This is a genomic window from Vibrio sinaloensis (assembly GCF_000808535.1).
In the GTDB taxonomy this organism is placed as follows: domain Bacteria; phylum Pseudomonadota; class Gammaproteobacteria; order Enterobacterales; family Vibrionaceae; genus Vibrio; species Vibrio sinaloensis_D.
Map to the genome: position 1 here is coordinate 289,532 of NZ_JWLV01000009.1, position 15,134 is coordinate 304,665.

The 15,134-nt window shown below is 47.1% G+C and carries 17 protein-coding genes; 2 read left to right on the plus strand and 15 right to left on the minus strand.

Annotation, left to right across the window (positions count from 1 at the left end; all coding sequences use genetic code 11):
- Positions 1–66 precede the first annotated feature (66 nt).
- A complete protein-coding gene (gene chrA / locus RJ47_RS07170; RefSeq protein ID WP_039482771.1) occupies positions 67–1,212 on the plus strand; it encodes a chromate efflux transporter in 1,146 nt (381 codons plus the stop codon).
- Positions 1,213–1,254: 42 nt separating this feature from the next.
- On the opposite strand, the gene RJ47_RS07175 is transcribed toward chrA, so the two are convergent.
- The 15 genes from RJ47_RS07175 to RJ47_RS07240 all read right to left on the minus strand — a co-directional run bounded on the left by RJ47_RS07175 (position 1,255) and on the right by RJ47_RS07240 (position 13,909).
- On the minus strand, positions 1,255–2,265 hold the full coding sequence (locus RJ47_RS07175) for a tetratricopeptide repeat protein (RefSeq protein WP_038189689.1): 1,011 nt from the start codon (positions 2,263–2,265) through the stop codon (positions 1,255–1,257).
- A 2-nt stretch (positions 2,266–2,267) separates the two neighbouring features.
- Positions 2,268–3,212: a type II secretion system F family protein gene (locus RJ47_RS07180; RefSeq protein ID WP_039482774.1), complete on the minus strand. Its 945-nt coding sequence runs from the start codon at positions 3,210–3,212 to the stop codon at positions 2,268–2,270.
- 1 nt (position 3,213) lies between these two features.
- On the minus strand, positions 3,214–4,182 hold the full coding sequence (locus RJ47_RS07185; protein WP_005471463.1) for a type II secretion system F family protein: 969 nt from the start codon (positions 4,180–4,182) through the stop codon (positions 3,214–3,216).
- Positions 4,183–4,194: 12 nt separating this feature from the next.
- On the minus strand, positions 4,195–5,664 hold the full coding sequence (locus tag RJ47_RS07190) for a CpaF family protein (RefSeq protein WP_039482780.1): 1,470 nt from the start codon (positions 5,662–5,664) through the stop codon (positions 4,195–4,197).
- 26 nt (positions 5,665–5,690) lie between these two features.
- Positions 5,691–6,917 carry an AAA family ATPase gene (locus tag RJ47_RS07195; RefSeq protein ID WP_039482783.1) on the minus strand — a complete coding sequence of 409 codons (1,227 nt, stop codon included), beginning with the start codon at positions 6,915–6,917 and terminating at the stop codon, positions 5,691–5,693.
- A 9-nt stretch (positions 6,918–6,926) separates the two neighbouring features.
- Complete coding sequence (locus tag RJ47_RS07200; protein WP_039482785.1) at positions 6,927–7,412, minus strand: TadE/TadG family type IV pilus assembly protein; 486 nt, start codon at positions 7,410–7,412, stop codon at positions 6,927–6,929.
- Positions 7,409–7,840: a TadE/TadG family type IV pilus assembly protein gene (locus tag RJ47_RS07205; RefSeq protein WP_039482788.1), complete on the minus strand. Its 432-nt coding sequence runs from the start codon at positions 7,838–7,840 to the stop codon at positions 7,409–7,411. Before RJ47_RS07205 ends, RJ47_RS07200 begins: the two co-directional genes overlap by 4 nt.
- On the minus strand, positions 7,837–9,054 hold the full coding sequence (locus RJ47_RS07210) for a Tad domain-containing protein (RefSeq protein WP_039482791.1): 1,218 nt from the start codon (positions 9,052–9,054) through the stop codon (positions 7,837–7,839). The genes RJ47_RS07205 and RJ47_RS07210 overlap by 4 nt, the downstream gene beginning before the upstream one ends.
- 16 nt (positions 9,055–9,070) lie before the next feature.
- Positions 9,071–9,337 carry a hypothetical protein gene (locus tag RJ47_RS07215; RefSeq protein ID WP_039482796.1) on the minus strand — a complete coding sequence of 89 codons (267 nt, stop codon included), beginning with the start codon at positions 9,335–9,337 and terminating at the stop codon, positions 9,071–9,073.
- A gap of 8 nt (positions 9,338–9,345) precedes the next feature.
- Positions 9,346–10,809: a type II and III secretion system protein family protein gene (locus RJ47_RS07220; protein WP_039482798.1), complete on the minus strand. Its 1,464-nt coding sequence runs from the start codon at positions 10,807–10,809 to the stop codon at positions 9,346–9,348.
- A gap of 8 nt (positions 10,810–10,817) precedes the next feature.
- Positions 10,818–11,561 carry a Flp pilus assembly protein CpaB gene (gene cpaB / locus RJ47_RS07225; protein WP_038189671.1) on the minus strand — a complete coding sequence of 248 codons (744 nt, stop codon included), beginning with the start codon at positions 11,559–11,561 and terminating at the stop codon, positions 10,818–10,820.
- Positions 11,558–12,904, minus strand: coding sequence for an ATP-binding protein (locus RJ47_RS07230; protein ID WP_038139864.1), 1,347 nt, complete (start codon positions 12,902–12,904; stop codon positions 11,558–11,560). The genes cpaB and RJ47_RS07230 overlap by 4 nt, the downstream gene beginning before the upstream one ends.
- 25 nt (positions 12,905–12,929) lie before the next feature.
- On the minus strand, positions 12,930–13,436 hold the full coding sequence (locus RJ47_RS07235) for an A24 family peptidase (protein ID WP_039482801.1): 507 nt from the start codon (positions 13,434–13,436) through the stop codon (positions 12,930–12,932).
- A 22-nt stretch (positions 13,437–13,458) separates the two neighbouring features.
- Positions 13,459–13,623: a Flp family type IVb pilin gene (locus tag RJ47_RS21410; RefSeq protein ID WP_179944629.1), complete on the minus strand. Its 165-nt coding sequence runs from the start codon at positions 13,621–13,623 to the stop codon at positions 13,459–13,461.
- Between the two features lie 121 nt (positions 13,624–13,744).
- A complete protein-coding gene (locus tag RJ47_RS07240) occupies positions 13,745–13,909 on the minus strand; it encodes a Flp family type IVb pilin (RefSeq protein WP_005471504.1) in 165 nt (54 codons plus the stop codon).
- A 470-nt stretch (positions 13,910–14,379) separates the two neighbouring features.
- Here RJ47_RS07240 and RJ47_RS07245 point away from each other — a divergent pair, with 470 nt between their 5' ends.
- On the plus strand, positions 14,380–15,117 hold the full coding sequence (locus RJ47_RS07245; RefSeq protein ID WP_039482807.1) for a helix-turn-helix domain-containing protein: 738 nt from the start codon (positions 14,380–14,382) through the stop codon (positions 15,115–15,117).
- Positions 15,118–15,134 lie beyond the last annotated feature (17 nt).

A 15,134-nucleotide genomic window follows, 5' to 3' on the forward strand; every position in this document is an offset into this window, starting at 1 on the left:
ATCAATTTGAGTCATTTTAGTCGATTTTGTACATTATCGGCACTATTTACCCAACGAGTATTTGTCATGCTGTCGATTTTTAAGACCTTTTTCTGGTTAGGCTGGATTAGCTTTGGTGGCCCCGCGGCTCATATCGGCTACTTCCGAAATACCTTTGTTGAGAAACTCAAATGGCTAGATGACAAAGAGTATGGCCAGATCGTCGCCTTAAGCCAGTTCTTACCTGGCCCAGGGTCAAGCCAAGTCGGTTTTGCGCTCGGTTATAAGCGTGGTGGATTGGGCGGCGCCTGTATGGCGTTTCTTGGTTTTACCTTGCCATCTGTGCTGATCATGTTGGCTTTGGCGGTGTTAAGTAGCCAACTGACTGAAACAAGCGCGTTTCAAAACATTGTTCATGGGCTCAAGCTACTCGCAGTTGTCGTGGTTGCTGATGCCACTTGGGGCATGTACAAAAACTTCTGCAAAGGCAAGCTTTCTGTCGCTTTGTGTTTAGCGACGGCTATTGCGCTCTTGGTGTTCCCCGGAATTGCCACACAGATGTTAGTGCTCATACTTGCCGGTCTCATCGGGATGCGCTTTTTGGGCGTTCAATCACCAAGCGAGCCAACCTCGTTTAAACCCTCAGTGCTGCCTTTGGTGCTGTTCGTCGTGCTACTCGTCGGCTTACCTGTTGTCGCCAATGTGATACCTGCGCTTGGTCTATTTAATGACTTTTTCCAAGCGGGGAGCTTGGTGTTTGGTGGCGGTCATGTGGTTCTCCCTCTCTTGCAGAACATTGTTGGCGACCAACTGACTCAAGATGCCTTCTTAACCGGTTATGCAGCCGCACAAGCTGTTCCTGGACCCATGTTTACCTTTGCCACCTACATTGGCTATGAGTTGATGCCACAAGCGCCAATCTCTGGAGCGCTGATTGCGACACTTGGGGTTTTCTTACCGGGGTTCTTGCTGTTACTGGGTGTGTTGAAAAACTGGCAATCGCTGGCACAAAACAGTAAAGTCTCCGGCGCGGTTAATGGCGTGAACGCCTCTGTTGTCGGCTTACTGTTGGCGGCACTCTACCAACCCGTATTCACTAGCGCGGTATTAAACCCAATCGACCTATCGCTGGTGCTAGTTGGCTTCTATCTGCTCAAACAGCTATCGTTGCCGATTGTCTGGATGGTCGCCTTCTTTATGACTGCTGGGCTTGTCTCCGGTTACATCGTCTAAGCGACAAACTCGAAGGAGAGCCGAGGCTCTCCTTTTTGATTGTCACTGCTCCGATTGACTTTCTTCTTCTCTGACCAAAGCCAGTGCGCGCTCTAGGTTCTCATTGGCGACTTTGTAATAGGTAGGCTTACTGTCTATCGCCTGTTGAAGATACGGGATTGCCTTGTCTGGCTTACCTTGCAATATCAAGAAGTAACCGACGTTATTCAGCGCTTCCGGCTTCTCCATATGACGCGTAAACACATTCAGCGCGCGGTTAATTTCCCCTTTTCCCAAGTAGATAAGCGCGAGATTATTGAGTGCCTTTTCATCGTTTGGATCTTGATCCAACGCCTGCAAGCTAAGTCTCTGAGCCTGAAGGTAGTCCCCAGACATGTAGTATGAATAGCCGCTGTTCGTCAGCGTTTTGACCGAATCTGGCTTAATACGTAAAGCATGCTGATAGTAGGCCTGAGCTTGCTCATGTTTTGCCTCGAGGTCTGCTAGAACGCCCATCCCCATGTACGCATAGTCTGGCGAACTGACATCCGTTTTGAGCGCAGCTATGGCTTCAACGGTCAGCAAATCTTGATCAGACAATGGCTTCTTGCTGCCAAAACGAAGTTGATCGGCGTTGATCGCTTTCAAAAAGTAGCTTTCCCCCTGCTTGGGATCCCCAGAACGACTGTAAAGAATGCCTAGCTGTTCTAGGGATTGAATGTTGTTTGGGTTGCGGTCAACCGACAAGGTGTAAGCTCGCTCGGCCAATGCTAAGTTGCTACGGCTTTGGTGAATACGGCCAATATTGTACAAAGAGCGATCTTGGTATTGACCATTTTCAAACGAGAGCGAGCGTATGTACTCATAGAGAGCGAGATCGACATTGCCTTGACTCAATGCCATATCGCCCCGTGTGATGGCCTCTTTTTCCGTCTTGGGTGGCTCTTCTAGGGAGAGGGTATCGATAGGTTTACCATCATAAAGAGAGGCATCAAAGGTATTGTCATCACTCGTGGCGCAGCCCACCAGCAATGAAAGCGGCAATAACCAGACGGCGAGTTGTTGTTTGTTCATAGTTAGTTCCCCAGCGTCGAGGTAATGGAAAGCATTGATGGCCCGATCGCGACAATAAAGAAGCACGGCCAGATAAATAACAGCAATGGAAAGATCATTTTGGTCGGAATTTTCGCAGCAATCTCTTCGATCTCTTGGTTGCGTTTATCTCGGAAATCTTCCGTATACTCACGCAATGTTTGAGATAAGCTGCCACCAATTCGCGATGCATGGGACAGCATGGTCACCAATCCAGCAAGCTCCTTGATACCCGTTCGTTCCACCAAATCTTCGAACGCATCCGACATCTCTACCCCTGCTTTAATTTTTACGCACACGGTATCCAATTCGTCTGCAAAGTCAGGGTGAGAGATCATCAACTCATCAGCGACTCGGCGCAGTGCGGCACTAAAGCCCAACCCCGATTCGGTACACACCACCAAAAGATCGAGCGCATCTGGCACACCGCCACGAATTCGAGACTGACGTTTATTCACAAAATAGTTCAAACCGATATTGGGCGTGTAAAGCCCCACCGCGACACTGGCGACCATCGCCAACTTAAGATTCGACATCTCAGGGACAAAGAAGTAGAGCATTGCTGCAATACCAACGCCAACCAAAATCGCCATCCCTTTAATGGCGTAGAACACGGTAAGAGCATTGGCATCATGGTAGCCAGCATGCATCAATTGTTGACGCAAACTCTGGCTCTCTTTTGAGTTTGACGGCGTTAACGTCGGCGCAATCGAATCAAGGGTATTGCCAAGCCGGCGGCCTTTTTTTAGTTTCTCTCCGGGCGCTGTTTTCTTTAGCTCTTCGAGTCGAACCTTCATAGGCGCCCGCGTCCCCAACACCACCAAGAACAGAGTAAACATCACCAACACAGTCGCAATCAGAATGACACTGAGAAAAAATGTCTGCTCATTGATTTGAAAGCTGTCTAGAAGCTGCAATAAGGTCTCCATATTACACCTCGAAGTTGATGATGTTTCGGATCCATATCGAGCCAATAAACAGACTGATAATACCCCCACTTACGAGCGTCATCCCTCTTGGATCGGTATAGAGCGGCTCAACGTAGCTGGGATTAATAAAGGTGAGAAACAGAAACAGTAGAAACGGTGACAATACCAAGATCCACGCAGACAAGCGGCTCTCTGCGGACAAAGTTTTGATTTTTCGCTGCAATTTAAATCTTGATCGCAGAACTTTACTCACTTTCTCTAAGTTCTCAGACAGGTTCCCCCCCGTCTCTTTTTGCAGAAGAACAGCACTGGAAAACGCTAACATTGACACCGTTGGGGTACGCTCTGCCATTTGCATGATGGCCATGCGCATGTCGTAACCAAAGTTGAGTAGGTTAAAGGTGTTTTTAAACTCGGTGCCGATGGGATCGGGCATCTCGTTGCCAACCTCATTGAACGCCTGAGTGACGGGTTGTCCGGCTTGAAGCATACGACGCATAATGTCCAGCGCCTCAGGCAATTGCTCTTCAAAACTCGCTAAACGATCAGAAATGCGCTTATTGAGCCAAAAGTACAGAATGAACCAAATTCCCACCGACGCGGCTAATCCGATATAGAAAGGTTGCCCTAACAGCAGCACAATAAGAAAAGCACACACAGATAAAATTAGCGTCACAGCAAGCGTTTGACCAAGACTCCAATCGTAACCAGAAAGCTCAATGGTTTTCTTTAGCGAAGAAAAGAGAGGGACTTTCACCAAACGCCTATCCATCGGCGTCAAACTTTTCATGTAGTGTTCTTGAAGCAGTGAACGAGCCTCTTCATCGAGTTTGGCTTGAGACTCTTTCAGTCGTTGCGACAGTTGCTTGTGCTTAGCCTTGCTACCCGCCGCAGGCAAAATCAGCGCTTGTGAAATAAACACCACAGCGAAAAAAAGTAAAATATAGAAAAGCGTCGCATCCTGTTGCATGACATCCCCCTTCTACGAATAAGATTCGTTAAATATGTCGAAAGGAAGGTGCAGACCTTTTTTAGACAATTGGTCGTGGCATTGTGGGACTACCCCTGTTGCCGTGTAGTAACCCAGCACATTCCCTTCTTCGTCCATCCCTTGACGATGGAACTTAAAGATTTCCGACATGGTGATGATTTCCCCTTCCATGCCGTTGATTTCGCAAATACTCACCATACGACGCTTACCATCCTCTTGGCGCTCCATTTGCACCACAAGATGAATCGCCGAAGCAATTTGCGAGCGAAGATTTTTAGCACTCATGTTCCACCCCGCCATGGCAAACATGTTCTCAACCCTCGACAGTGCATCTCGGGGAGTGTTGGCGTGAATGGTGGCAAGTGAGCCATCGTGACCTGTGTTCATTGCCGCCAACATATCGACCGCCTCGGCACCACGCACCTCCCCAAGAACGATGCGATCAGGGCGCATCCGCAGTGAGTTTTTCACCAGATCTCGCTGAGTAATTTCCCCTTTCCCTTCCAAGTTTGCAGGGCGGGTTTCCAAACGAACGACGTGAGTTTGTTGCAGTTGCAGCTCCGCCGAGTCTTCAATGGTGACAATACGATCATCGTGAGGAATAAAGTTGGAGAAGATATTCAGTGTGGTGGTTTTGCCTGAACCTGTACCGCCAGAGATCAAAACGTTGAGCGCCCCTTGCACCGCCGCTTCAACAAATTGAGCCATCTGCGGAGAAAGTGAATTAAAGGCGAGTAAGTTGTCCATATTGAGCTTTTCGACCGCAAATCGACGAATCGACACCGAGGAGCCATCAAGCGCAAGTGGTGGAATAATCGCATTAACACGTGAACCGTCTGCCAAGCGCGCATCCACCATCGGGGAGGTTTCATCAATACGACGGCCCACCTGACTCACAATTCGGTCAATGATGTTTCTCAAATGGCGCTCATCAAGAAAGGTGTAGGGCGTTTGCTGCAACTTACCGCGTCGCTCTACAAACACATGCTTTGGACCATTGACCAAAATATCCGAGACGGTTGCATCGTGCAGCAGAGGCTCTAATGGCCCAAGACCAAACACTTCGTCTTCGATTTGTTGTATCACCCGCTTGCGCCCTTCCGCGCTCAAGGCGTGTGTTTGGTCGTCTGCCATTAACTGGACAATGGCATCGTGCAGATCATTTTTGGCTCTTTCGGGCTCTAAGCTCGCCAAAAGTCCTAAGTCGAGAGTTTCTAACAAACGTTGATGATAGTAGTGCTTAACTTCTTGTTCTTGCTCAAGCTGCTTTCTCGCGTCACCCACCGCTTTGTCGTTGGCCGCCTGTTCTTTTTTTTTCTGCTCTTTCAACAAGCTAGCGGACTCTTCACCGGAAGATTTGGCGTCAGCGTGACCACTTTCTTCGACGTGCTGTTGATGCTTATCCGCCTCCATCACCTTTTTTTGCAGCTCAGGATTGATATTTTTTCGTTTAAAAAACATAGCAATATCCCTATCAGTTCACCTAGCTAGGAGAAAAGCTTACTTAGCCAGCTTTGTTTCTTTTTCTTTTCTGGTAGCAGCGCGGTCGCAAATTTACCGACCGATTTTGAGAGAGCACTGCCTTTGCGCGATTCCACAAACGGACGCCCTAAATTGGCACTTTCGAGCGCGACTTTGAAATCATTGGGGAAGGTATGAACCGTCACATCTCCCACGGCTTCTTTGATATCTTTAAGTTTGATTGACTGACGTTTCTCGTAGCGATTGACGATGATCTCAACCTGATCGCGATTAATGCCAAACTCAAACGACAAGGTTTTGATGATTTGATTACAGCTTTTAATCGAAACGAGGCTTTGCTGCGTCACCATGTATAGCTTAGTTGCAGGCGAGATAACCGGAGCGAACATGCGATCCAATCCTCGCGATAAATCAACAATCACGTACGGGTACTGCTCTCGCAGAAACGGCAGCAGCTTATTGAGATAAATCGCTTTTTCATGGTTTTCATGGCTGTTCTCGCGTTTAAAGGCGAGGATATGCAACCCTGAGGCATGCTTGGTCACTAAACTCCCTAATGACACTTCATCCAAGTCAGAGACGTTTGCTAGCGCATCCACTAGGCTGTACGTCGGTTGGATGTTTAGATAATCATTAATCACCCCAAACTGAATATCGAGATCAAGCAACATCACTTGTTCTGGGTGAGATTGCGCCATCTTGATCGCAGTGTTGAGCGCTAACATAGAGGCGCCACACCCGCCTTTGGAGTTCATAAATACCAGCAATTCACCAAGGTTTCGGTTCGCGACTTTCTCTTCTGCCATGTTGTTTAACAGAGGAGCGAGCTCTTGAATTTCAGCTTTGTCCGAAACAAAATCCGCCGCCCCAATGCGTAGGGCGATCTTAAGCGCTCCACTGTCATGCTCGTTACCAAACACAATCAGTGACGCTTCATGGCCATCATTGGTTTCATGGGGAGATTCAAATTGCTGCAGTTCGACGATTTTCTGTGCCCAATTAGGGCCAGTTTCCACAAAGATAAGATCAGGCGGCGTAAATTGAGCAAGATTGGCGATCACCAGCCCGTGAAATGAGATCATCTCGTAGCTGATGCTCTGACATTTCGACAATTCATGGCTAATGTGCAAATGAAAGGCGTCCGAGGAGTAAAACACCCAAACGCTTAAATTTGTTTTTAGTCGAATTGGAGGACTACTGCCCCCTGGTGCAATTTGCACAGCTTCGCCCATTCATTCCTCCTAGCAGTCAGTGCTGTTGTCACCGCTTGTGTCCGTCCAGCGATGGTGTCCCAAGTTTTCCCTCGGTCGAATCGTTTCAAACTCGGGGACTTGTAAGAGCCCAGTTAAGTTTACAAAGGTCAATAACCCTGTGAATTGATAGCTAAAGTTCACTACTCTCGCCCTTACATATCTAATTGTAGAAAACACATCGTCATCTGTCAGAGTTCCTGTTACCACATTCCCAGAATCATCAAGATAGTCCACGACCAAATTGGCCGTAGTTAGCCCGCCAGGAGCATAATCAGGCATCGCCAATGCGGGGATATCATTTCTGTCTTCAACACGGCACACAACCGCTAAACGGGCCGCGACACGTGTAATGTCATTAATAACCTGTAAGGAATAAACATACCTTCCGACTTCGATCACCGAGAAAATCACCAGCAACAAGGCTGTTGAGATGATGGTAAATTCAATCACAGACACACCGCTTTGCTTTTTCATGGCGCAGTCCTCATCATCGCAGAGGCATTCAGTGGGAAACTGAAATTCATCCCACTTCGAAACGATCCCATCATGGGCGTGTAAGTATGATTAATCGTCACCGTCACATAACCACCAGCGTGATTCACATTCACATCGGACGTCGTCAGCCCATCTACCATGGCTTTAGCCCCATCACCGACAGTTGAGGAGCCATAAACGACGATATTCTTTATTGCATTCACATCCGCGATTTGATCGTAGCTAGCGGTGCCCGTAATTTCTGTGGTGGCATAGCGAATACCATTTTGAGCCATTTTATTGAGCGTGTTGTAACGGATAAACGCGTTTCCCACTTCCGTAATGGCCATTAAAATCAATAGCAAAACGGGGATAGTGATGATCATCTCTACCGCCGCTAGCCCTTTCTGCTTACGACAAGTTTTCATGATTCTTCTCCGTGTGGGTCCCGATACAACACAATTCGGTAAGGTCCGTCATTACTGGAGTTTTGCCCTGGGACTCCGCCAGAAACGGTACAATCTTCAATAAACTCTCCAAACACCGCTTCTTTGCCGCTGTTGCTTGTTGGGGCTTGTTGAAGCATAAAAAAGCACGCTAGCGCAGTGACGTTAAAATTACTTGTACCACCAGATGCTCCCGAACAGTCGACCACCGGAATCACTAAGATACGGCGATTTTCCTGTCCGCCAGAGTTAATGCGACACGCTGAATCACCGGTACAATCAGGCAGTGCCGCCAAATAATCTTCGTAACCCCAAGGTTGCCCCCCTGCACCACTAGTGTCGCTATAATCCACGTTTCCGTCGTTATCGAGCTTGGCGCTTTTTACCGGTTCTTTAACGTAAACATCTGGTGGGTAGTCGGTCGATGAAACGCCACCGCCTGAGTAGTTATCAAAACGTGTGTTTAGCCCTTGTCCAACCGGTCCTATGGTGTTGCCGGGTTTTGTGGTTACAGGTTTGCTAATATCAATCGCGCCTTTGTATCCGCCAGCTAGCGCTTCACGCACCGTGGAGGCACCTGAGCCAAAGTCCAACAACTGATAGTTACCCGGCCCCATTTGACTTTGATTCTGATCGGCGATTTTCAATGCGTAGATGCTGCCTTGATCGTATCCATTGGTCCCAACATCTTCCCCTTCACAGACGGCAATAGGCACCACATTGGTCACCAAGGTATTACTCGGACTTGGCCCAGCAACGGCCGTTGATGCTAGGTTTTTATCGACACTGAACACATGCGCGAAAAAGTTACTCAACGCAAAGTTGCTCACCGCAACTCGCGCGTAGCTGTCTTCGCCTGGGTCAAAACCAGAAAATGGAAACGTGGCCGGATCGTTAGAGAACTGCACTACAACTTGCGCCGATGTGAAGTCCATCTCTGTATTGCCAGTGGCATTGGCAACATTGGTCAATGTCGTTTTGGCGGCTGCGGTGGCTTGGGCTTCGCTACCGCCATTATCGAGCACGATCGCAGCAGCCAGTGCCGCGGCATCAACACTATTTTGCAGTCGGGTTTTGTTCAACATCGCGTGGTTCACATCTATCGAGAGCGCCGCGACGCCGATCAAAGCCAGCATGGCTGCGGTGACTAATACCAACGTCATGCCGCGTTGTTTAAGCTGATTACCCTTTGTCATAGTGTTGTCCTTAAGGCTACTTCGAAAAGCCTTCCAAGAATTGACTGTCAATGCCGCCCAAATCGGTATCTTGTTTACCGGTGTAGACTTGGTAGGCACCTTCCATTCGTTCACCACTACCTTCAGGCATTATCCCCAAATTTTCATTTGTTGCATTCGGGTTGTAGACCTGTTCTGTTTTTAGTTTCGCCACATGCTGGCCTAAACGCTCAGCGTTGTTGACGCAGCCAAGCAGTAGAGCTTGTGTACACAACAGCGCGACTATGATTCGTTTGTTTTCCATATTGCCCCCTATAAGCTGTGCCCGAACGTGCCTTCGGTGCCACCTTTGGAGTAATCCACAAAGTTGGTGTCTTGCACATCTTGAGGTCGAGATTGGTTTGAGGGCGCGATATAAGCGCCGCGGCCGAGTAAGTAGTATTCAAAGTCATTCGGCTCAACGAACGAGTCGGTAGGCAGTGACACTCGATTTCGGTCAATCGGCTTAGCCAACCTTGGCGTCACTAAGATCACCAGCTCAGTTTCACCGGAAATGTACTCTTGGCTGTTAAACATCTGGCCAAGGACTGGAATATCACTAAACCCGGGCATACCACTCACTACATCGCGCACGTTTTCACTCAATAGCCCCGCAATACCGATGGTTTGCCCATCCGCTAACTCTATAGTAGATGAGGCGCTGCGACGCGTGATAGGTGGAATCACATAGGTGCTGTTGGTGCCACCAGGAGATAAGGTTAACGAGGACGTATTGGCAATCTCACTGACATCCACCGCCAGATTGAGGTTGATGTTTTTATCGCTCAACACGGTGGGAATGAACTTGAGTCCGACACCATATTCTTTGTACTCGATGGTAATGCCGTTTTCATCGGGCACAGGAATTGGAAATTCACCACCCGCCAAAAACTCAGCTTTCGCTCCGCTCAATGCGGTGAGATTTGGCTCGGCCAAGACTTTCGCTGTGCCGTTTTGTTTCGCGATATCGAGAGCAAACGTGAATAAGGTATCGCCATCAATAAAGGTGCCTAGCAAGCCCGTGCTGTCGATGCCTGGCGTATTGAAAATTGGCCCAATACCGCCGCCAACGTCATCAATAATTGCCCCTGCCGAAGTACCGCCCCATGAGAAACTTCCGTTGCTCTCAAAGAAGTGAAAGTTCGAGTCAAATTTTCTGACTAAACTGCGCTGCACTTCCGCCACCGTGACTTCAAGCATCACTTGTTGGGCGCCGCCAATGGTCATCAAATTGATCACGCCCGTTTTTTGCACTTGTTCACTGAGCGATTTGTTTTCTTTGTCGACCTCTTGCCCTGCTGAGTAGGTTTCAGCCACTCGCAACGCAATATTCATTGCTGATTGGCTGCTGATCTGGCCACTCAAAATCAGACGATTCTGCGCGCTATGAACCTTGATCTCTTCATTGGGTAAGAACTCATACAACTTCGCTTTCAAGCTGTTGAGATCGTGGGTCACCTCGATATTGATCGATTCGATTAACTGCCCTTGACGGTCCCAAGCCATCAAATTTGTCGAGCCGAGTTTCTTACCAATCAGAAACACTTCATCCGATTTCAACATCACAATATCAAGCACTTCAGGGTCACCAAGCGAGACCCGTTTCGCTTTCCCTGCCAATGTGACATGGGTGGATTTGTGATGGGGTACTTTGACAATTTTTCCAGATTGAGTGGTGGCCGTGGCGCTCCACGCAAAACTTAGACTGACTAAAATAACTAAAATCCGTTTCAACATAGCTCACCTCAATCCCTGACTCTGATATTGCTCGACTCGGTGCCTTTCAAAATCGTGACACTTGGTGCGACGTATTTTTTGACCACTTTTTCTTCTTCATGAGGGTTTCGAAGTGTTAATTGAATCTCCCCTTTACTTCTTGCGGTTAACAGCTTTTCCGCATCTTTTGGCGAGACTTCAAGGGTCACCGCACGAACAATGATCGGTTTGTTTTCTTTGGTTCTTGCCGTTTGGTCAACCGCCAGTACTTTGATGTCTTTAAGTACGGTGACCGTGTTGGCAGAGGTTGCGCTGTATTTAATGGTATTGAGAACATCGACGCGGTTTCCCGGCAATAGGAAGCCTGCCACACCAATCACATCATTGACGCGAATAGTGACTGCGCGTTTGTTTTCAGGAATTAATGACGCCAGCGTCGACCCTTCTCCCGGAACAGTCAGTCTGTTTTGATGCAAGACTTCACCGGGGAATATGGTGGTCGCGACAACTTGCCCAAGAATGGCATTTTGATCAGTAAACTGCCCCTCGTTGCGCCACTCAACTTCCAGTAATTTGGTAGTGATGTGCTGCTCTTCAATGGGCGTACCCGCGGGAATTTCTTGGCTGGCGATGATCACTGGCTCACGCTCAACAACCTCCAGCTCGGTTTGGGGTTGCAGTTGTCTATCCATCCACTGCTTAGCAAAAAACACAGCTCCTAAGCCAAACACTATGGATAGCAAGAATAGTAATATGACTTGATTTCGGCTCATCGTTCTCCTCCTCCTTTTCCGTCAGCGGTGAAATACACTTCCCAGGCGCGGGTGACTATTTCAGGGGAGATAACTGGCTCTACTTCTTCAAAAACAATGATATCTCGGCTGATACCGACAATATCCTTTGGAATACAAGGATAAAAACCAACGCTATGCTGACTATGCAAATCGAACAGTTGTTGATAACTTTCTGCACTCACCGTTAGGTTTTTGGACTGGGCGAAGGTGTCCCAAAGTGAGTGGTACTCTTCTTTTAGTAGTGGGCCAAATTGAATCTTGTAGCCCAAGCGACGTAGAAATGCGGGGTCACTGATCTTTTCCGGATCTAAGTTCGTAGAAAAGGCCAGAGTTAAAATAAAGGGAATCGTGATCTGCTGGCCGTTCGGCAAGTTGAGATAGTCATAGAAATACTCCATTGGCACAATCCAGCGATTGAGCAAGGTATCGACGGGCATAGGTTGTCTGCCCAAATCGTCAATGATGAAGATACCGTTGTTGGCCATCATTTGCAGAGGAGCCATCCATACTCGGTTGTGCTCAGAGTGATTGACCTCTAGCATTTCCATCGTGAGTTCGCCGCCCACTTGAATACTCGGGCGCTCACACAACGCCCAACGGCGGTCAAACTGCTCTTTAAATGTGATGGACTTAATTTCTGAGCTGGCCACTTTTTTGTGGTGCTGAGGTGAAAACACTTTAATGATGTTACCCGCAGCATAAACCGCATACGGAATGTAGACCGATGTATTGAGAGAATTAAGAAGCCGCGTTGCGACGAAGGTTTTACCCGTACCCGCATCTCCATACAACAATAAAGCACGACCAGAGTTGATGGCAGGCCCAAGTACAGAGATCATTCTTTCGGCACCTAACACTTCGGAAAGCGCAAAACTTACATCTCGACGGTTCACCATATGGGCACGAACATCTTGAGCCTTTACCATGCTTTCATAGTCGGGTAATGAGACAGGCGCCGGACCTAGGTAAGCATCTTTCGCAAACGCATCATCCGCTTCTTGCATTCCCATTTCTGATAAGCCGTAACGCACATTCCCGGTCGAAACAGAGCCAAACCCCGACGCCGGCGCTTGAAACACCTCGACGTGTGATTTAGCCCTGAGATCGGCGAGCATATCCTCAATCATGTGGCTATTGATGCACATAAGTTCGGTTAGCTTTAATATGTCAGATTTTGGATAAGCCGCGAGATGCTTAAGCAATAAGTTTTCAAGGACGGCTCTTGGGATTTTTAAAGCATCAAAAGAGGTGGGCACCGGAGGGGCGTCTGCTTGAGGGGTGAGTTCGACTCTGTGTTTCACTGCATTGTTTGATTGCACCATAAACACTCCTTTGTTTACGTCATCACTAGAAGTAGTGATGTAATGCCACGCCGATTACGACTATGGGAGCGAAAGGCATTCTCAATTTTTCGGTTGAATTCTCTTCTAAAGCCTTAGTGCCTGCCCGGCCATATGCAAACAATAATTTGTAGCGTGAGAGTTGATCTCTCATCTTGTGTTCTTTTCCTGCGACACGGACCAACGCGTAAGTGAGCCCGACCATAATGCTGGTCGCCGCAATCCATAGAGTGGCATCAAAAAGTTGCCCCCAACCAAGCCAAAAACCGATAACCGCTAACAACTTAACGTCACCCGGCGCCATCACTCTCAGCAAATGGAGCATGAGAGATCCTGCGAACATAACCGCAAACCCTATTGCAGCCGCACTCCAGCTCGGCGTGAGATCCGGTTCAACGATCATTCTTGCAATACAAGCGATTAAGGTGAGAAGAAGTAGTGCATTAGGAATCCGATGCTCTTTAGCATCTGAGACCGCCACGATAAACAGAATGAACCAGATAACATACTCCACAGTAGCCTACCTCATGTTCATTTTAGTCGCTGAACAACGAATCAAACTCTTCGGAAAGTACGTCTCTAAAAGCAGCAAAAAGACCCGAAAGTCCAACTAACATTACGCTCGCCCCAACCACGTATTCAACGACGGTCAAGCCTGATTCATCTAGAAAAAAGTTTCGTGCTTTATGATGTAGTGACATGGTTAACTCCTACTTGTTGCATAGGCTTGGTTCTTTCGTTGAATCAAACCTATACAACTATATTAGTAGGAATTGGGAATAATGCCTGTTTTCTATAAGGGTATAAATTACGCCTGTTCGACTAGCTAAACACGCTATTAAGTTCTGCTTCCAACACTGAGCTGAATGCCCCGAAAATACCGGACAAGCCAAGTACCAGAAGACCTGCGCCTACTACGTATTCAACCACTGTCAAACCTTCTTCGTCCTTTAGAAATGCTTTGATGTTATTTAGTACCTTGCTCATAATCTGTCTCCTTTCTAACAAGTACCCTGCGTCTTGCTTACTTATAAGTTAGGAGTTTTCCATCGCTACTAGTTAGGACTTTCTTGGCTATTTTTGGTACTTTTTTGCCATATCCAAACCAGTACTTTTGGTTATTTTTGAACCCTAAAGCCATTTATTTGAGTCTTACCAAGCGCTATACAAACAAGAAAATCTCACAACAGACAACATAAGAGATTGATTAAATTGAGTTATACTTTCCAGACAAAAAATGCAAACTTTATATAAAATAGAGATGAGCACTTGTATCAGTTTTGATACTTGACAAGATTAAAAATCAAACAAAAACAGATCTTACTCCCAAAAACCAATCGAACAATCAACAGTAATATCAAAAACAAGTCCACGAGCATTCAGACAAAAGTTGAGGTTCACAGAAGCCTAACCTAACCTTATGTATACAAATTAAAACTAAATTAGGGTTAACTTATTTGAATGTACTCCACAGTGGTTACTGGCTTGGTCAATCGACCTCGTTTATTCCCAAAGACATTCTTCGCGATCTAGGCGAATTTTTTGATATAAAAGATTACGGCTACGACGTATCTGTATTGAGTGAGCCCAACATTCACTTTTGCTTTTTCCACTACCAACCCTCTTTCGATGCCTTGTTCGTGACAGCAGCCAAGCTATGCCAAAACCTCGATAAAAGCTTAGTGGTGTTACACAACGGTCCCTTGAGTGACGAGATCGCGTCCCTCGACGTGGTGATAAAAACGTACGATGTATCAGCTTCCCTTGAAAACCAATGGGCTAAAAACCTCAGCCAACAAATCCACTATCAATTTACTAAACACCAAGAAATACTCGAAATTCATAAACTGACTTCAATGATCAAAAAGCAGAATGTGAGTAAAGATCTTATCGAAATTTTGCGCTACATCGATAAGAACCTATCACGCACCATTCGCGAGGAAGATATTGCAGAATACTGCCACTATTCAGTGACTTACTTTTCAAAATTTTTTCACAAAAACATCGGGGTTAGCTTTCGAGACTACTTGGTACTGAAGAGAATTAATCTTGCAAAACAATTACTTGTAAAGGAAAGGAAAGAGAAGATTTCGTTCATCGCTTTTCAGTGCGGCTACCATGACGTTTCGTACTTTTCGCGTATCTTTAAAAAGAAAACAGGGTTAAGTCCCGCAGTGTACCGTCAGCTACACTAATATCAGCGTCACACCTT